The following is a 20,494-nucleotide window of genomic DNA, read 5'->3' as shown; positions in this document are numbered from 1 at the left end:
TCTTCCACCTCTGATCGGCGGGACGTTCAACGGGGACGTTCGTTCAGCGGGACAGCACCGTGCAGGCGCTCACGCCGGGGGCGCCGTACACATGGGTGAAGCCGACCCTGGGCTCGCCCGGGACCTGGCGTTCACCGGCCCGACCGCGCAGCTGCTGGACGATCTCGTAGACCTGGCGCAGCCCCGAGGCGCCGATGGGTTCGCCGTTGGCGATGCAGCCGCCGTCGGTGTTGACCGGCAGCGTTCCGCCGATCTCGGTGACACCGGAGGCGATCAGCCGCTCCTGCTCGCCGTCCTCGCAGAACCCGCACTCGGCCATGTGCATGACCTCGGCGCCGCTCTCGGTGTCCTGCAGCTGGCAGACATCGACGTCGCCGGGGCCGATCCCGGCTTCCTCGAAGGCGGCGGCCGAGGCATCACGGCTGACGCTGGTCAGCTGACCACCGGGGATCCAGGGGCTGAAGACCTCGAACGAGCCGAAACGCCGGGTGCGTACGGCCGCCGAGCGCAAGGCGACCGGCGGGCCGTCCAGGGTGTCCAGGCTGCGCGCGGCTTCGGGCGAGCAGAGCACCAGCGCGGCCGCGCCGGCCCCTGGTGAGCAGAACATGTAGCGGGTCAGCGGATCGCTGACCATGCCGGATTCGAGGACCTCTTCGGCCGACACCGGCTTGCGCCGCCATGCCTCCGGGGTCAGACCGCCGTTGCGGTACGCCTTCTCGGCGACCATGGCCAGGGTGCGCGGGGTGATTCCGTGGTCGTACATATAGCGCTGGATCTTCATGCCGAAGAACTGGGTCGTCACCATCAGCCCGTCGCTGCCGTACTCCGCTCCCAGCCCCCAGTCCTCGGGCCGAGGGTCGAAGGCGCCGCGTGGGTGTTTGTCGAAGCCGACGGCGAGGACGACGTCCGCCATGCCGGAGCGGATCGCGTTCACGGCGGAGATCAGCGCGCTGCCGCCGGTGGCGCAGCCGTTCTTGACGTTGATGAACGGCACCCCGGTCAGGCCGAGTTGGGCCACCAGCGTGTCGGCGAGGCCGGCGCTGTCACTGCCGCCGAACGCGGCCCGCACCCGCGACCACTCGATCCCGGCGTCCGCCAGCGCGGCGTTCACCGCACCGACGGCCAGTTGCCGGCCGCTCGCCTCCGACCGGCCGAACGGGGTGCGCCCGGCGCCGCAGATCAGTACGTCGGTACTCATGAGCCCTCCTCGCCGGGAGTCGTGGGCCTGGCCCGCGGGACGCCGTGGCCCGCGGTCACGGTGAGGGGCATGCCGATGCGGACGTCGTCGAGGTCGTCGACCTCGAGTACGGCGGCCACCCGCACGCCTTCCACCAGCTCGACGTAACCGAGCGCGAACGGCACGAAGCCGCCGGGCGGGGCCTGGTAGGGCGGGGACTTGGGGGCGTACCGCTGCACCGTCCAGGTCCACAGCCTGCCCGTGCCCTGGAGGACCGCCGGCTCGGCCGGTCCCCCGCAGCGCGGGCACGCGTCCTCCGCGGGGTAGGCCGTCACCGCGCAGCCGGAGCAGCACGAGCCCTGGAGCCCGACGGCGACGGTCGGACTCCGCGGATCCGTGGCCATCCGGATCAGCGCCCCGTCCACTTGGGTTCACGCTTCTCCAGGAACGCCGACACACCTTCGTTCGCGTCCTCGGAGTTGAGGGCCACGCCCACGGCGAGGTGCTCCATCACCATCAGCGACTGGGTGTCGGCGTCCAGGCTGCGGTCGATCGTCATCTTCGTCAGCCACATCATGAAGGGGCTCTTGTCGACGAGGTCCCCGATGAAGTCGTCGACCGTCTCGTCCAGCTTGTCGGCCGGGGCGGACTTGTTGATCAGTCCGAACTCGACGGCCTCGATGCCGGAGAGGAGCTTGCCGGTGAGCATCAGCTCCTTGGTCTTGCGGATGCCGATCATGCGCGGCACCCGGTAGATCGGGCCGGCCCCGCCGAACAGCGCGCGGCGGATGTGGAAGTCGCCGATCTTGGCGTCGTCCGCGGAGATGGCGAAGTCGCAGGAGATCATGATCTCGAAGCCGCCGGCGGTGACGTGGCCCTCCAGGACCGCGACCGAGGGGGTCTTCATCGAGTAGAGGCGGTCGCACACCTTCGCGGACTTCACGGCCACATCGATCGCGTTCGACTTGCCGACGTACTCCGCCTTCAGGCTGTCGAGGTCGAAGCCCGAGCAGAAGGTGCCGCCGCGACCGCGGACCACCAGGACTCGCAGCTCGGGGTCCTCGTCGACCTCGGTGATGATCTCGTCGAGCCGGTTCAGGATCGGCACCGTGACGCAGTTCTTCTTCCACGGGCGGTTGAGCCACACACGGGCCACGTGGCCGTCACGCTCGAACTGGATCTCGTCTTCCACTGCCATCTCAGCCTCCAAATTGAACTGAATTCACTACGAGTCTGCGAGGATGAAGGTGCGCTGTCAACCCTTTGATCGAGACAGGTTCCGAAGGTAAAGACAGCTCGAGACATAACCCGCAGACTTCCGCCATGTGATCGAACCGAACCTGATTCAAACCGACGGACGTGGAGCATACCTACTTCGGTTCACTACGGCCGAGGGCTTCACCCCCCGCCGTTCCCTCGTCCACCCCTCAACGACCGCACCCAAGAAAGACCTTTATGTCCGGCATCTCCCGTCTCGGCATCGTTGGCTGCGGCCTCATGGGCTCCGGCATCGCCGAGGTCGCCGCACTGCGCGGCCTCGATGTGACTGTGGCCGAATCGACTCCCGAGCTGGCCGCCGCCGGCCGCGGCCGCGTCACCGCCTCCCTCGATCGCGGCCGGCGGGGGAAGCTCACCGAGACCGACCGCGACCAGGCCCTGGCCCGGCTCTCCTTCACCCACGACGTGGACGAACTGGCCGACCGGCAGTTCGTCGTCGAGGCCCTCGCCGAGAACCGGGAGGGGAAACTTGAGGTCTTCCGTCAGCTGGACAAGGTGGTCACCGACCCTGAGGCCGTCCTCGCCACCAACACCTCCTCGATCCCCGTCGTCGACCTCGCCGTGGCCACCGGCCGGGCCTCCCATGTCGTGGGCCTCCACTTCTTCAATCCCGTACCGGTACAGAAGCTGGTCGAGGTGGTCCCCGCGCTCACCACCGGCGCCGACGCCCTGGCCCGCGGCTTCGCCGGCGAGCAGCTGGGCAGGACGGTTGTCCGGGCGCCCGACCGCTCGGGCTTCGTGGTCAACGCGCTGCTGGTGCCGTACCTGCTCTCCGCGGTCCGCATGGTCGAGTCCGGAACGGCTCGCGCGGAGGACATCGACAGCGGCATGGAACTCGGCTGCGCCCACCCGATGGGTCCGCTGCGGCTGCTCGACCTGATCGGCCTGGACACAGCTCAGGCTGTCGCCGACTCGATGTACGAGGAGTTCAAGGAGCCGCTGTACGCCGCTCCCCCGCTGCTGCGGCGCATGGTCGCCGTGGGCCACCTGGGCCGCAAGAGCGGCCGCGGCTTATACGTCTACGGCGCCTGACCGCGTCTCCTCTCATGGGACCGCTTCCTCTCATGCCGGTGAGTCGGCCGCCGGACATCCGGCGGCCGACTCCCTCATACGGTGCGGTCGTACGGGCGTGGCCGCGCCGTACGGGCGTGCGGGCCGGCCACGCCCTGCGGTCGTGCGGGCGTGGCCGCACCATGCGGCCGTACGGGCGTGGGGATGTCGGCGGTCAGTCGCCGCAGCCCAGTTGGTCCGCCCAGCGCTCTGCCATCATCATGACCGTGGTGTTCGTCGGCACGGCCGGGATGTCCGGCATGGTGGAGGCGTCGACGACGTACAGTGCGTCGACCCCGTGCACCTTGCCGGCCTGGTCGACCACCGCGGCCGGGGTGCCCTCCCCGCCCATCGCACAGGTGCCCACCGCGTGGCAGTAGGTGTTCTTGCCCTGGAGGACGGCTCGTGCGAGATCGGCGTCCGTGGTCGCCTCGGGCCCGGGCCACGTCTCGGCACGGACGTACTTCTCCAGTGGTCCCGAGCCCATGATCTCCCGGATCTGCCGGATGCCGGCCACCATGCGCCCCAGATCGTCGGGGTGGTCGAACAGACCCAACCGGATCCTCGGGTCGGCCTCAGGAGCGCGTGAGGTGATCTCCACGCTGCCCAACGAGTACGGGCGGACCACGGCGAGAGGCACCAGCATCACCCCGGGCTCCATGGTGAACGGCAGCGCGTGCAGGTCGACTTCGCCCTGTCCGGCTGCCCCTGCCGAGGAGAACGCCAGGGCGGTCTGCAACGGCGGCATGAGTTCACCGACCGCCTCCTCGTCCACGGCGTAGGTGAGGTAGACCATGGGGTGGTCACGGAGGTTGCTGCCCACGCCTTCCAGGCACTGGACCGTGGGGATGGACAGCCTGTCGAGCAGCCGCCGCGGGCCGATGCCCGAGCGCATCAGGATCGCCGGGCTGCCGATGGCTCCGGCGGACAGGACTACCAGGTCGGCTTCGAGAACGGTGCCGTCAGCGAGGATCACCGCTCGGGCCGTCCCGTCCTCGGTGAACTCCACGCGGTCAACGGTCTGTTCGCCTAATACGGTCAGGTTCTCTCGGTGGCGGGCCGGGCCGAGGTAGGCGATGGCCGAGCTCTGCCGGATGCCGTTCTTGCGGTTGAAGGGGATCGGGCCCGCGCCACGCCTGCGGACGCCGTTGATGTCCTCGTGGACGGGGTGGCCGGCCTGCGCGCAGGCCTCCAGGAACGCGGACATGACCGGGCGCAGCCCGTTGCCTTCGGTGAAGCGCTCGATGTGTACGGGTCCACCGGTGCCGTGCAGTTCTCCGCCGACCGGATCGTCCTCCAGCTTCTTCAGATACGGGAGCACGTGGTCCCAGGACCAGCGGTCATTGCCCAGTCCGGTCCAGCGGGCGAAGTCCTCGGGCGTGGGCCGCAGGGCGTTGGAGCCGTTGACGGACGAGGAGCCGCCGATGACCTTGCCACGCAGAACGGGCAGGATGCCCTGCTCGACGATCCCGAACATCGGAATGCTGTCGGCATCGGCAACGTGGTCGGCCGACTCATAGCCCCAGTCATGGGTGGTGAACCCGAACTGGTTGGCGTCGAGCAACTCGGGGGCGGTCTCCTCCGGGGTGCGGTAGTCGGGGCCGGCCTCGACGAGCGTGACGGTGTTCGCGGGGTCCTCGCTGAGCCGGGCGGCCAGGACACCACCGGCGGAACCTCCGCCGCACACCACTATGCGACGCGCCATGCTTACCTCTTTCTCTTCTTTGAGACCAAGGATTGGACGAAGGGGACGTACGAGACGTGAGACGTGGCGAGACAGGAGATGCACGAGATCCAGGACGTGACCGAGACCGAGGGATCGACAGGCGGGCGCCGCGGCTCAGTCGGTCAGCGGCGCGCCCGACAGGGCGATCGCCTTGGGCTCGAGGTAGTCGTCGAGGCCTTCGTGGCCGTTCTCGCGGCCGATGCCGGACTTCTTGCTGCCGCCGAAGGGGGCATTGATGTCGAGGGTGTAGCTGTTGATGCTGAAGGTTCCGGTGCGCACGCGGCGAGCAATGCGGAGGGCGGCTTCCTCGTCCTGGGTCCAGACGGTTCCGGAGAGCCCGTACGGGGAGTCGTTGGCCAGCTCGACGGCATGGTCGGGGCCGTCGTGCGGGATGGCGACGACGACCGGGCCGAAGATCTCCTCCTGCGCGATCCGCATGTCGTTGGTGACGTCGGTGAACAGGGTGGGTTCCAGGTACCAGCCGGTGGCCAGGCCCGCAGGGCGGCCGCCGCCGCAGGCGACGGTGGCGCCTTCCTTCCGGCCGAGGGCGATGTACTCCTCGACACGCGCCCGGTGCGCTTCGGTGATCATCGGTCCGATCACGGTCGCGGGGTCGGCCGGATCACCGATGGGCAGGGAGCTCATGTGACGGGCCAAGGCCTCGGTGAACTCTGCGTAGCGGGAGCGCGGCAGCAGGATGCGGGTCTGAGCGGTGCAGATCTCGCCCTGCATGAAGGCGGCGCCGCAGCCCACGAGAGCCGGGACGACGGCGTCGATGTCGGCGTCGTCCAGCACGATCGCCGCCGATTTCCCGCCCAGTTCCAAGGTCACACGGCGGATGTCGCGGCCGCAGGCCTCGGCGATACGGGAGCCGACGGCAGTGCTTCCCGTGAAGCTGACCTTGTCCACACCCGGGTGGGCGACCACGTACTCGCTCTCCACGGCATCGGCGGCGAACACGCTGATGACGCCCTCGGGAACGGCTGATTCGGCCACGGCCTCGGCGAAGACATGGCAGGCGAGGGGGTCCTGCACCGGCACCTTGACGATGACCGTGCAGCCGGCCATGAGGGCGGCGGCGATCTTCTGGGTGGTCAGCGGGAGCGGGCCGTTCCAGGCGGGAATGGCCACGACGACGCCGACGGGTTCGCGGACGACCAGGGTGCGGGTCGGTCCGTTGACCCGCTCCTCCTCGAAGACGTATCCCTCGGCCAACTCCGCGTAGAAGCGCAGGTAGTTGGAGGGGGCGATGGCGAAGTACCCCTCGGCGAAGCCGCGCGGGCAGCCGGTCTCGGCCATGGCCAGACCGGCGAGTTCGGCCGCGCGCGTGTCGAGGCGGTCGGCCAGGTCGCGCAGGGCCGCGGCGCGCTGCTGAACGCTCCACCTCGGCCAGGGGCCGGCGTCGAACGCCTGCCGGGCCGCGGCAACGGCGGCGTCGATGTCCGCCGTCGAGGCCAGGGGGACGTGGCCGATGACCTCCTCGGTGCTGGGTGAGACGACCTGCGCGACGCGGTCGGTGGAGGGGGCCGTGAGCCGGCCTCCGATGAGGATGCGGTCGTATTGGTGTGCCATGCGGGGACTGCCTCTCTGGGGAAGCGCGGAAGTACCGCGGAGGAGAAGGTGTGCTCGGCTCAGACGGCACGCGAGGGCACAGGCATCGCCCGGAGCTCATGCGGTGCGGTCAGAAGTGCGGGACATCAGTCGACCGGCCCGAGAGATGACGTCCGTCTCCGGTGAACGACGTCCGGGCTCCGGCAGCCGACGTCCGGACTCCAACGCGCGAAGTCCGGCCTCCCGCGGCCAACGTCCGGGCGCAAACATGCGACGTCCGGCCTCCCGCGGTCGCCGTCCGGTCTCCGTCGACGGCTCACTCTCGGGTGCGCCCCTTCGAGGCCGCGGCCGTCGACGCCGTTGATGCCCTTGATGCGATCGAGGCGATCGAGGCGATCGATGTCATCGAGGCGCATCACGCCGGCCTGGCCGACGCCGCAGGCGCAGACCTCGGGCGGGAGCGCCAACGGCCGCCCGGCCCACTGACGGATCGCCGCCCACGCGCGGATCGTCACAGCGGCCTCGCGGCGACGGCCTCCGCCGCCGCGCGCCCTTCCGCGACGGCGTGCGCGACACGGCGCGGCACGACGCAATCGCCGATCGCGCGAACGGTCTGGTGGGCGGCAGGGGCGAAGTCGGGACGGCGGGGCCGGCGTTCGCCGACGGTGACCAGGACGTCGGCGGCGAGGTGCGTCTCCTGACCGTCCAGGACATGGCGCAGGCGCACACCGTCAGTGGTCGTCGAGGTCACGGTGCTCATCGCGACCACGCGCAGGGGCGCACCGGTGAGCCGGTTCATCAACTGGGTGCGGTTCTCCGGAGACAGGCCCGTCGCGAAACCGGTGCCGGGGGTGATGACGGTGACCTCGCGGGCGCCGGCCGCCAGCGCGCTCTCCACGGCACTGATGCCCTGCCACCACCCGAAGCCGTCGTCGAGGACGGCGACGCCGGACGCCTCCGGTACGACGTCCGGGTACCGGCTCAGGAAGTCCGTACTGGTGAGTGTCCGAAGCTCGCCCGGCACGTGGACGGACGCTTCCGCCGCGCCGGTGGCGAGCACGATCTGGGCGTACGCCGCCAGGTCGTCCGGCGCCGGGGAGGTCCCCAGCCGCACCCGCACGCCGAGGTCGGCGAGCTGATCGCGCTGGTAGTCGACGAACTTCTGCCAGCCGGAGCGGTGCGGGGCGAGGGAGGCGAGGCGTGCCTGGCCGCCGGCTCGCCGAGCCGTGTCGAAGAGCGTCACCTCGGCGCCGGAGCGGGCAAGCGCCATCGCGCACTCCATGCCGGCGGGGCCCGCTCCGAGCACGGCGACAGGGCCGCCGCGGGAGCCCCGCCGGGTAAGCAGCAGCGGGACGGCCGGGCGGGCGGCTGCTCCCGGCGGGCCGAGTTCGGGGTTCACCGAGCACGATCCGGTGGGCTCGAAGGTACGGCAGCCCTCGTTGCAGCCCGTGCAGGGGCGTACGGATCGCTCGTCGCCCGCGATGACCTTGCGGGCGAAGTCGGGGTCGGCCATGAACGGCCGGGCCATCCCGACCAGATCGGCCCCCGAGTCCAGCGCCCGCTCGATGTCCGCGACCGACCGGAAGCCCTGACTGACCAGGAGCGGCACCGCGACTGCCGAGCGGATACGGGCCACGGACTCCAGCAGCGGCGGGCGGGTGGTGGCCATGCCGGGAACGTAGGTGTTGCGGACGCCGGTGGTGACGTTGACGTACGCGATGGGCGCGGCGGCGCACAGGCGGGGCAGCAGCTCGATCAGGTCGTCCAGGCCGAGTCCGGATTCCTCGCCGGGCTCCACCGACACCCGTAAGCCGATGGGGAGTTGACCGATCTCGGTACGGATGGCGTCGATCACCTGGGCCGGCAGGGCGATGCGGTCGCCATACTCGTCGTCCCGGGTGTTGTTGACCCTGGAGAGAAACTGGGCGAGCAGATAGCCGTGGCCGGCGTGCAGTTCCACGCCGTGAAAACCGGCCTGCACACTGTTCGCCGCGGAGATACGGAAGGCGTCGACGACACCTCGTACCTCTTCGGTGCTCAGCGGGTGCGGCGTGGTCGCCTCGCGGGGCGAGCGGACGGCCGCGGCCGAGACCGGCGCGTAGAACGTGCCGGCGCCGAGAGTCTCCCGGCCGAGGTGGACGAGCTGCGCGACGGCCACGGAGCCCCCGTCGGTGATGGCCTCTGCGCGGCGACGTACCGCGTCCTTGATCTCGGGGCGCCACGCTTCGGTCAGGTAGCGCTGCGGCAGCGTCGACTCGGGGGCCACGGCGGTGCCTCCGGTGATCACCATGCCGGCGCCGCCCTCGGCCAGCCGCCGCCAGTAGGCCGCGTCGGTTTCGGTGGGGGCGCCGTCGGTGACGGCGGCGGTGGCGTGTGCGGTGGCGACAAGGCGGTTGCGGAGGGTGAGACCGCCGAGCGTGAACGTTGTGGCCAGGGATGGTGCGGCGAGGGCGCGTGGGGTGCGTGGCGTCATGCGGCTCTCTTCGTCTGTGCTCTTCGCCGGTCTTCGTCTGTCCTCTTCGCTGGTCGCTGTTTGTCCTCCTCGCCGGTCTCTGTCTGTCCTCTTCGCCGGTATGTGTTCATCCTCTTCGCCTGGTCAGGCGGCCGAACGGGTGGCGAGACCGATGAGTTCGGCGAGCCGGACCCGGTGCCGGTCCGTCGTGCCGAACAGGACCTCGCCGCTGCGTGCGCGGCGCACGTACAGATGAGCCGGGTGCTCCCAGGTGAAGCCGATGCCGCCGTGCAGTTGGACGTATTCGGCCGTAGCCAGGCGAAAGGTCTCGGAGCAGACCACGGCGGCGGCGCAGGCGGCCACCGGCAGCTGCGGCGAGGCGGCGGCGGTGCAGGCAGTCGCGTACGCGGACGCCGAGCGGGCCGCCTCCAGCGCGACCAGCACGTCGGCCAGCCGGTGCTTGACGGCCTGGAAGGAACCGATGGGCCGCCCGAACTGGTGGCGCTGCGCGGCGAATTCGACCGTGGCGTCCAACGCGTGCCCGCTGCCGCCGACCTGTTCGGCCGCCAGCGCGGCCAGCCCGGTGTCGAGCGTCGCCGAGATGGTGGCTTCGGTGCCCTCCGCCGTACCCACGGTGGTGGCCGGGGCCCCTCGGAACTCCACCAGCGCCTGACGGCGCGTCTCGTCCAGGACACGTCGCGGAGTCCGATGGCAGGAGTCCGGTGCGGGCTCACAGGCGAACAGCGTGGGTCCGGCGGGAGTTTGAGCTCGTACCAGGATCAGGTCCGCGCCGGCCCCGTCGAGTACGAAGTCCTCCCGGCCGCGCAGCACCCAGCCCGAACCTGCCTGCTCCGCGGTGACGTTCATGCTGTCGGGGCCGTCGGCGTCGAACCCGGCCACCGTCGCCGTGAGTGTGCCGTCGGCGATCCGCGGCAGATAGCGCTCGCATGCCGCGCGGTCGCCGCTGTGCAGCAGGGCGGGGGCGGCGAGGGCCACCGTGGGCAGCAGCGGCGCGCAGTACAGGGCGCGCCCTGATTCCTCCAGGGCCACGGCCAGTTCGGCGAACGTGAAACCCGCGCCGCCGTACTCCTCGGGAACGGCCAGCCCGTGGACGCCGATCTCGCCCGCGAGACGCGTCCAGAGCACTTCGTCGTATCCGCGCGGAGTGACCAGATGCTTGCGGACGTCCTCGGGGCCGCTCGCCTCGGTGTAGAAGTCCCGCAGAACGGTGCGCAGTTGCCGCTGTTCTTCGGTTTCGGACAGCAGCTGGGGGTCGATCTCGGGGTGGCGACGGTGCATGGGGTCCCCCTCGTGCTCGTGTGCCGGAGAGCTGAGAGCCGAGAACTCAGAGCCGTGAAAACAGATCTATAAACTGAACTCAATTCGAGAACCTAGGCATAGACCTGCGAGACAGGCAAGACCCCTGCACGAGTTGATTGGGGCGCCTTCGGCTCCCGACAAGGCCGCGCGGACCGGACCCCACTCAGGCGGTGAACCGGCCGCCGTTGGCGAGCAGCACCGCGCCGACCAGGTTCGCCGCCGCATCGCTCGCGAGGAAGAGAGCGATGTCGGCGATCTCCTCGGGCGTCGCATACGGACGCACCCGCGGGTCGGCGAAACCGGCGCGCAGCGCCTCGGGCGTGCGAGCCGCCATCCCCGTCTCCGTCGGCCCCGGAGCCACCACGTTCACGCGGATCCCGGACGCGATGACCTCCTTGGCCACGGCCTGAGCCAGTGCGTGCACACCCGCTTTGGAGGCGGCGTAGTGGGGATAGCCGACCGGGGTGTCGAAGGCCGAGGACGAGCCGATCACCACGATCGCCCCTGCCCCGAAAGGCCGCATGACCCGCACCGCCGCGCGCAGCACATGGAACGTACCGTCCAGGTTCACCCGCATGACGCGCCGCCAGGAGGCATCGTCGAGGGAATCGGTCAGCTCGACCGGCCGCCCTTCGACCAGCGCCTCCGCGATGCGCTGCTTGGCCTCGGGGTCGTCGACCCCGGCCGCGTGCACCAGGATGTCGAGCCGTCCGTGCCGCTGCAGCACCTCCCGAACGGCGGCGTCGACGCCCGCCGCGTCCGCCACGTCGCATGCGACCGCCTCGGCGGCGGGCAGTTCCTTGGCGACGGCCGCGGCACCCTCGCCGTTCACGTCGGCCAGTACGACGGCCCGCACCCCTTCCGCCGCCAGCTGCCGGGCGACCGCCGCACCCATGCCCGAGCCGGCGCCCGTCACCATCGCGACCTTGCCCGCGAACCTCTCTGCCTGGACATCCCTTTGCGTCAAGCCAATCCCTCCTTCACTGCCTTCCCCGTTCTATTGAACTGACTTCACCTCTGTTACCGTGACGGCCGCGGGGCTGACAAGACCTGGGACGGTGAAGATGAGGGCACTGCGGCTGACGGCGTGGGGCGAACCCCCGACACAGACCGAGGTCGAGCAACCCGTCCCCCACGGCGCCGAGGTGCTGGTACGCGTCGAGGCCACCGGGCTGTGCCACTCCGACCTGCACGTCATCGACGCGGCTCGGGGAGCACTCCCCTACCGGCTGCCCTTCACTCTCGGCCACGAGGTCGCCGGGCGGACCTTGGCCCTGGGTCCCGACGCCGACGGGGTGGCGGTCGGTGACCGCGTGGTGCTGTACGGACCGTGGGGTTGCGGCGACTGCGACCGCTGTGCCGCCGGCCGGGACAACTACTGCGACCGGCGCGACACCCTCGCCTGGCACGGCGCGGGACTGGGCCGGGACGGCGGAATGGCCGAGTGCGTACTCGTCCCGTCCGCCCGCCATCTGGTGCCGATCGGCGATTTGCCGGCCGATCAGGCGGCTCCGCTCTCCGACGCGGGCCTGACGTCCTATCACGCCGTGGCCGGTCTCCGGCACGCGCTCGAAAAGGGCACCACCACCGTCGTCATCGGTGTCGGCGGGCTGGGTCACCTGGCTGTACAGATCCTTCGGGCGACCACCCCGAGCCGTGTACTGGCGGTCGACGTCCGGGAGGAGGCGCTGGCTCTGGCGGACCGCTCCGGCGCGGACTTCGGCACCCTGGTGCGGGCGGACACCGCGGGTGTCCTGCGGAAGCGGAGTGGTGGCGCGGGAGCAGATGCCGTGCTCGACTTCGTCGGCACCACGCAGACGCTGGAACTCGCGGCCGGCATCCTGCGTCCGGGTGGTGAACTCGCCGTCGTCGGCAGCGGAGGCGGCCGGCTGACGGTCTCCAAGCCGGGCGTTCTCCCGCCGGGCTTCAGGCTCTCACTCCCCTTCTGGGGAACCCGCCCCGAGCTCGCCGAGGTCGTCGCGCTGGCCCAGGCGGGGGCGATCCACGTCGAGACGGAGCAGTTCCCGCTGTCCGCCGCACCGGAGGCAATCGGCCGGCTTCGCCGGGGCCGGGTGCGGGGGCGGGCCGTGCTCGTCCCCGACTGACCACGCAGCGCACGTCAAGAAAGGGGTTGAATGCGCATGCCGGACCACCAGACGGTCGACCTGCTCGTCATCGGGGCGGGAATGGCCGGGCTGACCGCGGGGGCGCGAGCCGTACGCAACGGGTTGTCCGTCGTGGTCGTCGAGATCGGCGATGACGTCGGGGGGTCCGCGCGCTACGCCGGTTACGCCTGGACCGCCCCGGGCCACGAGGAGATGGAGCGGCACAACCCGGGTGGAGACGCGTCGCTCAAGCGCGCCCTCGTGGACCGCTTCCAGGACGGCATCACCTGGATTCGGAGCACGGGGGTCGAGGCCAAGGACGCTCAGCCCATCCTCAGCTTCGGCCAGGGGCACCAGTTCGACACCAATCACTACGTCGACACCTGCCGCCGCATCATCGTCGAGGCGGGTGGCGAGCTGCTGCTGACCACCGACACCGAGCGGCTCCTCGTGGAGAACGGCGCCGTGGCCGGAGCGGAACTCGTCACGAGCGACGGCACGCGACGGCAGGTGCGCGCCACCTCGACACTCCTGGCCACGGGAGGCTTCCAGGGGGACGTGGACCTCCGCAACGAACTCGTCCACCCCCACGCCGACCGCCTGGAACTGCGCTCCAACCCCCACAGCCGCGGGTCCGGCTACCGCCTGGCGACCGCCGCCGGGGCATCGACCGGGCTGCCCGGGGCCGGCTTCTACGGACATCTGATCCCGAGCGGCATCCCGTTCGCGGACCCGTCGGACTTCGTCGACCTGTCGCTGTACTACAGCGAGCACGCCCTGCTGTTCAACCTGCTGGGCGAGCGGTTCACCGACGAAACGCTGGGCGATCACCTGACGACGATGGCACTGATGGAACAGCCCGAGAACCGCGGGCTCCTCATCGCCGACGCCCGCGTGTTCCGCGACTGGGTGGTGGGTTCGTACGTGGAAGGGGCGGTCGCCGTCGACAAGTTCTGGCTGGCCGGCAAACGGGGCGGTCGGGTCGGTTTCGCCGAGGAGCTCGACGAACTCAACTACCTTCCAGAGGAGTGGGGATACGACGGGTCCGCCGTCCGCGCGGCCGTCGAGCGGTTCAACGCCCGGACGGCGGCGGGTGAGGATCCGGCGCCGGGCCGCCGGCTGGACCGCCTGCCGCTCGACGAACCGCCCTACTACGTCGTCGAGGCGGTGCCGGCCATCACCTTCCCGTTCCATGGAGTCCGCATCGACGACCGGGCACGGGTTCGGGGAGAGGACGGCGAGCCCGTCGAAGGGCTCCTCGCGGCCGGTTCGGACACCGGAGGCCTGTGGTACCGGGCCTACGCCGGCGGCATCGCGTCAGCCCTCGTCTTCGGCCTCACGGCGGCCGGCACCGCGACGCTTCGCGCCGCGTCCCGTGGACAGGAGGGCCGCGGCTGACATGGACGACCAGATGCACACCCCGGCCGAGTCGGGTCAAGCGCCCCGGGAAGACACGGCAATGATCGGCCGTGAGGTCTGGCCGGTCACCTATCCCCGCGGCGAGGTCCGCTCGTCGGACTTTCGCGTCGTCGAGGTCGAGGTGCGGCAACCACGGCCGGGCGAGGTGCTGGTCAGGAACACATGGACATCCGTCGACGCCGCCCTCCGGCTGCGGCTCAGGGAGACGGCGCCACCGGGATACTTTCCGGCTTTCCCCCTCGGAGAGCCGATGGACGGGATCATGACCGTCGGGGAGGTCGTCGCGTCCCGCACCGACGGGTTCTCCCCCGGCGACATGGTGTGGCACGCCTCCGGCTGGCGCGACTACGCCGTCGTCGAGGCGGGGAGGCAGGCCCTCGGCGGCGTCGGCACGCTCACGAAGCTCGACGTGGACGCTGCACCTCCCCAGGCGCACCTCGGCGCGCTCGGCGCCAATGGACTCACCGCCTACGCCGGCCTCTTCCACGCCGCGGGCCTGCGCGACGGCGACGTCGTCTGGGTCTCCGCCGCGGCCGGCGCGGTAGGCAGCCTCGCCGCACAGATGGCGAAGATCCGCGGGCACCGCGTCATCGGCAGCGCCGGTTCCGACGAGAAGGTGCGCTACCTCCTGGAGGAGCTCGGCCTGGACGCCGCGTTCAACTACAAGCGCGGCCCTCTCCCCGACCTCCTGCGTGAGGCGGCCCCGGACGGCATAGACGTGTACTTCGACAACGTCGGCGGCGACCATCTCGAGGCCGCCCTGGGGGCGCTGCGGAGGTCGGGCCGCGTCGCGATCTGCGGCATGATCTCGGAGTATGCGGCGAAGGAGCCGCCGCACGGCCCCGGAAACCTCATGCTGGCGGTCACGAAGGGCCTGACGATTCGCGGCTTCCGGGCCAGCGGCCACACCCACTTACTGCCCGAGATGAGACGGCAAGTGGGCGCATGGGTCCGTGAGGGCCGCCTCCACTGCCGCGAAACGATCGTCGACGGGCTGCCACAGGCGCCGTTGGCACTGGCGGGACTACTGCGAGGCGACAACACCGGCAAGACGCTTGTGCGGATCGATGGCGGCACGCATCGTGAGAACACCGTCGGCTGAGGCCTGCCCCGTGGGGCGCCCGGCATACCGAGCCCAGCACCCTGCCGCCTGCCAAACTGAACTGAAGTAAGCCCAACAGCTGCCACCATGGGGCGGCCCGGTCGAACGCCCCAGTCGCCCCCGCCCGACCCCGCGCGCAGACCGGCCGACACCCACCCACTCCTGCGGCAACCGATGCCACGAAAGCCGCGGCACGCGACTCCTTCGAACCTTCCAACAATCCTTCCGTCGCGCGGCTGCGCATACTATTGCCTAACCGAGTTCAGTTTGGTAACTTCCACGAAATCTTGGCCATCCGGCCACCGTTCAGCGCAAAGTCCGCTCGGTTCTGCGCCGGTTCGGCCGGGGGCCGGTTCACCTAAGGGAGCCGAGAATGAGATCAGATCCGCGACGGCGCGGGGCTTTGCTCATCGTGCTGTCGATCACCACACTGCTGGCCGCCGCGTGCGGCGGCGGCACCGCCAACAACGCCGAGTCCAAGGTCGTGCCCGCCTCGGCGGGTATCGACGAGCTGGTCGCCGCAGCGAAGAAAGAAGGACAGCTCACTGTCTACTCGGCCCAGGATCTGACCGCCCTCAACAACCTCGCAAAGGCCTTCGAGGCCAAATATCCGGGCATCGACGTCAAGACCGTCCGGGGCGTCGACGGTGACCTCGGGGTGAAGGTCGAGACGGAGTTCAACACCGGCAAGGGCATCGCCGACATGTACGTCAGCGCGAGCCTGTCCTGGGTGAAGCCGCAGGCCGAGGCCAAGCGGTTCCTGGCGCCGACCGGCCCCGAACTCACCGGCAAGGGCGACTACGACGCCAAGCAGTACGTCCACGACGGCAATTACTTCGAGACCAACTCCGCCGTGCTCACGTTCGGCTGGAACACCAAGCTCCACTCCCAAGGGCTGACCGACTACCCGGACCTGCTCGACCCGTCCCTCGCGGGCGGAAAGATCGGTGTCATCGAGCCGACCGCGCCCTCGATCGTCGACTTCTACCTGTGGCTGGAGGAGACGTACGGCGCCGACTTCGTGAAGAAGCTGGCCGCCCAGAAGCCCCGCATCTACCCCAGCGCCCTGCCCATGGGTGAGGCGATGCAGTCCGGCGAGATCGCCGCCGGCAGCTTCGTAGCACCTATCACGCTTGATCCCGCCAAGAAAAAGGGCGCACCCGTCGACTACCGCATGCCGCCGAACGGCGTGTGGGGTGCCCGGTACTACGGCATGGTGCTGTCGACCGGCCCGCACCCCAACGCCGGCCAGTTGTTCGCCAACTTCATGGTGACCGCCGAGGGACAGAAGCTGATCACGCCGTCCGCCGGCTCGGTGCTGCCCAAGGTTCCCGGCACAGTGATCACCAACGACAAGGTACGGGTGCAGGATCCGGCCAAGCTCACGCCGGAGGCCGTGGCCGCGTACCAGAAGAAGTGGAAGTCCCTCTTCCAGTAGGGGCGGTGGGTGCATCGGCCGGTGCCGATGCACAGCAGTGTGGGCACCCATGCCGACGGTGCCCACTCACTCGATCTTTGGATGTGAGGAGTCCCCCGTGTCCCACGTGCGCATCGAGGGTCTGACGAAAAGGTTCGCCGGCAAGCCGCCGGCTGTCGCGGTGGACGACTTGTCGCTGGAGATCGAACCGGGCGAGTTCATCGTTCTGCTCGGCCCGAGCGGCTGCGGAAAAACCACGACTCTGCGCTGTCTGGCCGGTCTGGAGACGCCCGACGAGGGAGGTATCTCGCTGGGCGACCAGACAGTGCTGGATGTACGAGGGAAGGTCAACCTCCCTCCGAACAAGCGCCGGATCGGGATGGTGTTCCAGTCGTACGCGCTGTGGCCGCACATGACAGTGCGCCGCAACATCGGATATCCCCTGAGAACCAGACGGGTGCCTCGTGAGCAGGCGCGCACGCGGATCGAGGAGGCGGCGGAGCTCGTCGAGTGCGCCGCCCTGCTCGACCGCTATCCGGCGCAGCTCAGCGGCGGCCAGCAGCAGCGGGTCGCCCTGGCCCGCGGTCTGGCCGCCCAACCCGACCTGGTGCTCTTCGACGAGCCGCTGAGCAACCTCGACGCCCGGCTGCGCGACCAGGTACGCGCCCAGCTGCACGAGCTGCACGCACGACTGGGCTTCACCGCCGTGTTCGTCACCCACGACCAGAGCGAGGCGCTGGCACTCGGCGACCGTCTGGCGATCATGAAGGCGGGGCGAATCGAGCAACTGGACACGCCGGAGCGGGTCTTCGAGGAGCCGGCCACCGAGTACGTCGCCGGCTTCATCGGTATGTCGAACCGGCTTCCACTCCTGCGTCAGGGCGAGGGATGGGCCCTCGCCTCCGCATCGGGCGCCGACGGCCAAGCGGGGGCGGCGAGCCAGACCGTGGTGGACGAGCTCCCGGTGCCCCGCTCGCACAGCGAGGTCGCCGCGCGGCTGCGCCCCGACGACCTTCAGCTCTGTCCCGCCGAGGAGAAACCGCCGGCCCACGGCGTCGGCCTCCCGGCTGAGGTCGTCGACGCGCAGTTCGGCGGGCGTCACATGGACGTGGTCGTCACCATCGCGGGCAGCCGCCTGCACGCGCAGGCACCGCTGACCGGCAAGCCATGGGCCCGAAGTCTGTCGCGCGGGCAGCGGGTGACCGCCTGGTTCGCCAAGGACGTGGCCATCTACTACGACGCCGACGGGGTACGGACAGCCGGGCACACCCCCACCGCGGCAGTGGGAGCGTGACGTCGTGGCCGCACCCGCCGTACCCGCCCCCTCCCCCACGACGACACCACCGCACCCGGCCCCGCCGCATCCGACGGCACTGACCCGTGCGCGGCGCCACCTGCCACGGCTGGGCGCGCTCGCCTTCCTGGCTGCCATCGGCTACCTGGTGATCGCTCCGCTGGTGGGCCTGCAACGGCTGGCCTTCGAGGACGACGCCCGTGGCTACAGCGCCGCCTTCGACAGCCCGGACATGGCCGAGACGCTGCGCACGACGGCCGGTATGGCGCTGGGTTCGCTGGTCATCGCACTCGTCCTCGGCACGTTCCTGGCCTGGGCGGCGACCCGCCTGCCACCCCGCCTGCGGCTGCTTCGCGTCCTGCCCGTCCTGCCCATCGTGGTCCCGGCCGTGGCCGCGGTGACCGGCTGGGCGTTCCTGTTCTCGCCGCGCCCCGGCTACCTCAACGCGGCGCTGCGCAACCTGCCCTGGTGGGACCATCTCGACGAAGGCCCCGTCGACATCTACACGCTGCCGTGGATCGTCCTCATCACCGGCTTCGGCCTGACCGCCTTCGTCTACCTCTTCGTCAGCGCCGGCTTCGGCAACATCAACGCGGAGCTGATCGAGGCGGCACAGGTCAGCGGATCGTCACCGGCCGGTGTGTTCTTCCGGGTGACACTGCCGCTGCTGCGCCCGGTCCTGGTGTACGGGGGCTTCGTTGCTCTGCTCCTTGGACTCGGCCAGTTCACGGGACCACTGCTGCTCGGCAGGAACAACGGCGTCAACGTGCTCACCACGGACATGTACGTCGCCGTGTCCCAGAGCCCGGTCGACTACGGCAGGGCCGCCGCGATCGGCTCACCCCTGCTGCTCTTCGGCATCGCCGTCGTGCTCTTCCAGAAGGTGATCCTCGGCGACCACAGCCGCTTCGTCACACACGGCGGCAAGGCGTTCCGGTCCGGCGGACGGCCGTCGTGGGTGGCGGTCACCGGCATCGTTCTCTACGGCCTGGTGGCGCTGGCGCTGCCGCTGGGCGCACTCGTCGTCGTATCGCTCTCCGCCTTCTGGAGCGGCAGGATCCAACCGAGCGGGTTCACGCTCGACAACTTCAGGCGCGTGTTCCAGGAGTCGGGGATCACCGACGCGATCGTCAACAGCCTCGTCACCTCGGTCATCTCCGTCGCCATCGCGCTGCCGCTCGGCTTCATCGCCGCCTCACTGCTGCTCAAGGGGCGCCGGTTCCGCATCATCCGGGCCGCGGTCGACTTCATCGTGGCGATGCCCCTCGGAATCCCCGCAGTGGTCTTCGGCGCCGGCTTCCTGCTGACGTACAGCCGCGAGCCGTTCATCCTGTACGGCACCCGAACGGTGATCGTCCTCGTCTACGTGACCCTGATGCTGCCCTTCGCCACCAGGATGCAGCTGTCCGGAATGGTGGCACTCGGCGACACGTACCTGGAGGCCTCGCGTACCAGCGGCGCGGGCGCGCTGCGGACCAACACCGAGATCGTGCTGCCGCTGCTGCGCCCGACACTCGCGGGTGCCGGAGCCCTGATGTTCGTGCTGCTCACCCACGAGTTCACCGCGTCGCTGCTGGTACGGGCACCCACGACGCAGGTCATGGGCACCATCCTGTTCGACTACTGGGCCAACGGTTCCTATCCGCTGGTAGCCGCGATCGCGCTCGTCATGACGCTGGTGACATCCGTGGGCGTCTTCATCGCCATGTCCGTCGCGGGCTCCGACATCTTCGAGAAGCTGTGAGCAGGGGCAGGGATATGGGCATGGGCTCGCTCGACGGCAAGACGGTCCTCGTGACGGGCGCGGGACAGGGCATCGGACAGTCGATCGCCGTGCAGATGGCGCGCCAGGGCGCGGCGGCGGTCGCGGTCGCCGACCGGAACGAGGCAACCGCGGCCGAGACGGCCGACCTCGTACGCGCCGCCGGGGCCGAGGCGGAGGCGGAGGCAATCGTCTGCGACCTGCGCGACCGCGACCACATCGAGGCGATGGTGGCCCGCACGGCGGAACGGTTCGGCGGGCTCGACGTCCTCGTCAACAACGCCGGCGTGATCGAGGCCGCGCTCGTGGACCGGCCGGAGGACCGCGCGGTCGACACGCTCCCCGAAGAGGTCTGGGACGCGGTCTACGAAGTCAACCTCAAGGCCGTCTGGCTCACGACGAAGTTCGCCGCGCCCCACCTGCGGCGCTCCACCCGCGGCCCCGCGATCGTCAACACGGCCTCGGTGTCCGGGCTCACCGGTTTCCCCCTGGCCCCGGCGTACGGCACCACCAAGGCGGGTGTCATCCACCTCACCAAGGTCACCGCTGTCGACCTGGCGCCGGTGCGCTGCAACTGCTTCTGCCCCGGCGTCATCGAGACGCCCTTGGCGCGGGACTTCTTCGAGGCGGCCGACGACCGCGACGCCATGGAGCGGGAGTTGACCGCGCCGCAGCTCGTGCGGCGGCTCGGGCGGCCGGAGGAGGTGGCGAAGCTGGCCTGCTTCCTGGCCTCCGACGACGCGGCGTTCATCACCGGCACCTCGTACGTCATCGACGGCGGGGCGCTCGCGTGGCGTGGGGTCAGGGAGTGACCTCGTACACCACCAAGTAAAGGATCGAG

16 protein-coding genes are annotated in these 20,494 nt (G+C 70.2%); 8 read left to right on the top strand and 8 right to left on the bottom strand.

Translation table 11 applies throughout. The features are described from left to right. Positions 1–43 precede the first annotated feature (43 nt). From ACGFNK_RS17525 to ACGFNK_RS17515, 3 genes are read right to left on the bottom strand one after another with little or no spacing between them, the layout of a single operon-like run. On the bottom strand, positions 44–1,198 hold the full coding sequence (locus ACGFNK_RS17525; RefSeq protein ID WP_393416714.1) for a thiolase family protein: 1,155 nt from the start codon (positions 1,196–1,198) through the stop codon (positions 44–46). Further along, entirely contained in the window at positions 1,195–1,581 is a 387-nt protein-coding gene (locus tag ACGFNK_RS17520) for a Zn-ribbon domain-containing OB-fold protein (protein WP_189322675.1), read from the bottom strand. The genes ACGFNK_RS17525 and ACGFNK_RS17520 overlap by 4 nt, the downstream gene beginning before the upstream one ends. Positions 1,582–1,586: 5 nt before the next feature. Next, a complete protein-coding gene (locus ACGFNK_RS17515) occupies positions 1,587–2,375 on the bottom strand; it encodes an enoyl-CoA hydratase/isomerase family protein (RefSeq protein WP_165338451.1) in 789 nt (262 codons plus the stop codon). A 257-nt stretch (positions 2,376–2,632) separates the two neighbouring features. On the opposite strand from ACGFNK_RS17515, the gene ACGFNK_RS17510 reads away from it, so the two are divergent. After that, complete coding sequence (locus ACGFNK_RS17510; RefSeq protein ID WP_393416712.1) at positions 2,633–3,487, top strand: 3-hydroxybutyryl-CoA dehydrogenase; 855 nt, start codon at positions 2,633–2,635, stop codon at positions 3,485–3,487. Between the two features lie 193 nt (positions 3,488–3,680). Here ACGFNK_RS17510 and ACGFNK_RS17505 read toward each other — a convergent pair whose 3' ends face one another. The 5 genes from ACGFNK_RS17505 to ACGFNK_RS17485 form a co-directional block, all read right to left on the bottom strand. Further along, entirely contained in the window at positions 3,681–5,210 is a 1,530-nt protein-coding gene (locus tag ACGFNK_RS17505) for a GMC family oxidoreductase (RefSeq protein WP_393416710.1), read from the bottom strand. 135 nt (positions 5,211–5,345) lie between these two features. After that, entirely contained in the window at positions 5,346–6,803 is a 1,458-nt protein-coding gene (locus ACGFNK_RS17500; RefSeq protein ID WP_386336417.1) for an aldehyde dehydrogenase, read from the bottom strand. Between the two features lie 490 nt (positions 6,804–7,293). Continuing rightward, a complete protein-coding gene (locus ACGFNK_RS17495; protein WP_393416708.1) occupies positions 7,294–9,255 on the bottom strand; it encodes an FAD-dependent oxidoreductase in 1,962 nt (653 codons plus the stop codon). A gap of 123 nt (positions 9,256–9,378) precedes the next feature. After that, on the bottom strand, positions 9,379–10,533 hold the full coding sequence (locus ACGFNK_RS17490) for an acyl-CoA dehydrogenase family protein (RefSeq protein ID WP_393416706.1): 1,155 nt from the start codon (positions 10,531–10,533) through the stop codon (positions 9,379–9,381). A gap of 184 nt (positions 10,534–10,717) precedes the next feature. After that, positions 10,718–11,521, bottom strand: coding sequence for an SDR family NAD(P)-dependent oxidoreductase (locus ACGFNK_RS17485; RefSeq protein WP_393416704.1), 804 nt, complete (start codon positions 11,519–11,521; stop codon positions 10,718–10,720). Positions 11,522–11,618: 97 nt separating this feature from the next. On the opposite strand from ACGFNK_RS17485, the gene ACGFNK_RS17480 reads away from it, so the two are divergent. The 7 genes from ACGFNK_RS17480 (at position 11,619) to ACGFNK_RS17450 (ending at position 20,465) form a co-directional block, all read left to right on the top strand. After that, positions 11,619–12,659 carry an NAD(P)-dependent alcohol dehydrogenase gene (locus ACGFNK_RS17480; RefSeq protein ID WP_393416702.1) on the top strand — a complete coding sequence of 347 codons (1,041 nt, stop codon included), beginning with the start codon at positions 11,619–11,621 and terminating at the stop codon, positions 12,657–12,659. A 36-nt stretch (positions 12,660–12,695) separates the two neighbouring features. Beyond that, positions 12,696–14,057, top strand: coding sequence for an FAD-binding protein (locus tag ACGFNK_RS17475; RefSeq protein WP_393416700.1), 1,362 nt, complete (start codon positions 12,696–12,698; stop codon positions 14,055–14,057). Between the two features lies 1 nt (position 14,058). Further along, entirely contained in the window at positions 14,059–15,180 is a 1,122-nt protein-coding gene (locus tag ACGFNK_RS17470) for an NADP-dependent oxidoreductase (RefSeq protein WP_393416698.1), read from the top strand. Positions 15,181–15,553: 373 nt separating this feature from the next. Beyond that, complete coding sequence (locus ACGFNK_RS17465; RefSeq protein WP_393416696.1) at positions 15,554–16,618, top strand: ABC transporter substrate-binding protein; 1,065 nt, start codon at positions 15,554–15,556, stop codon at positions 16,616–16,618. A 97-nt stretch (positions 16,619–16,715) separates the two neighbouring features. Beyond that, positions 16,716–17,891, top strand: coding sequence for an ABC transporter ATP-binding protein (locus ACGFNK_RS17460; RefSeq protein ID WP_393416694.1), 1,176 nt, complete (start codon positions 16,716–16,718; stop codon positions 17,889–17,891). A gap of 4 nt (positions 17,892–17,895) precedes the next feature. Beyond that, entirely contained in the window at positions 17,896–19,635 is a 1,740-nt protein-coding gene (locus tag ACGFNK_RS17455; protein WP_393416692.1) for an ABC transporter permease, read from the top strand. A 20-nt stretch (positions 19,636–19,655) separates the two neighbouring features. Then, complete coding sequence (locus ACGFNK_RS17450) at positions 19,656–20,465, top strand: SDR family NAD(P)-dependent oxidoreductase (protein WP_393416690.1); 810 nt, start codon at positions 19,656–19,658, stop codon at positions 20,463–20,465. Positions 20,466–20,494: the final 29 nt, after the last annotated feature.

Origin of the sequence: Streptomyces sp. NPDC048825, assembly GCF_043198355.1 — a bacterium.
In the GTDB taxonomy this organism is placed as follows: domain Bacteria; phylum Actinomycetota; class Actinomycetes; order Streptomycetales; family Streptomycetaceae; genus Streptomyces; species Streptomyces xiangluensis.
This window is presented reverse-complemented; position numbering and strand designations above follow the sequence as displayed.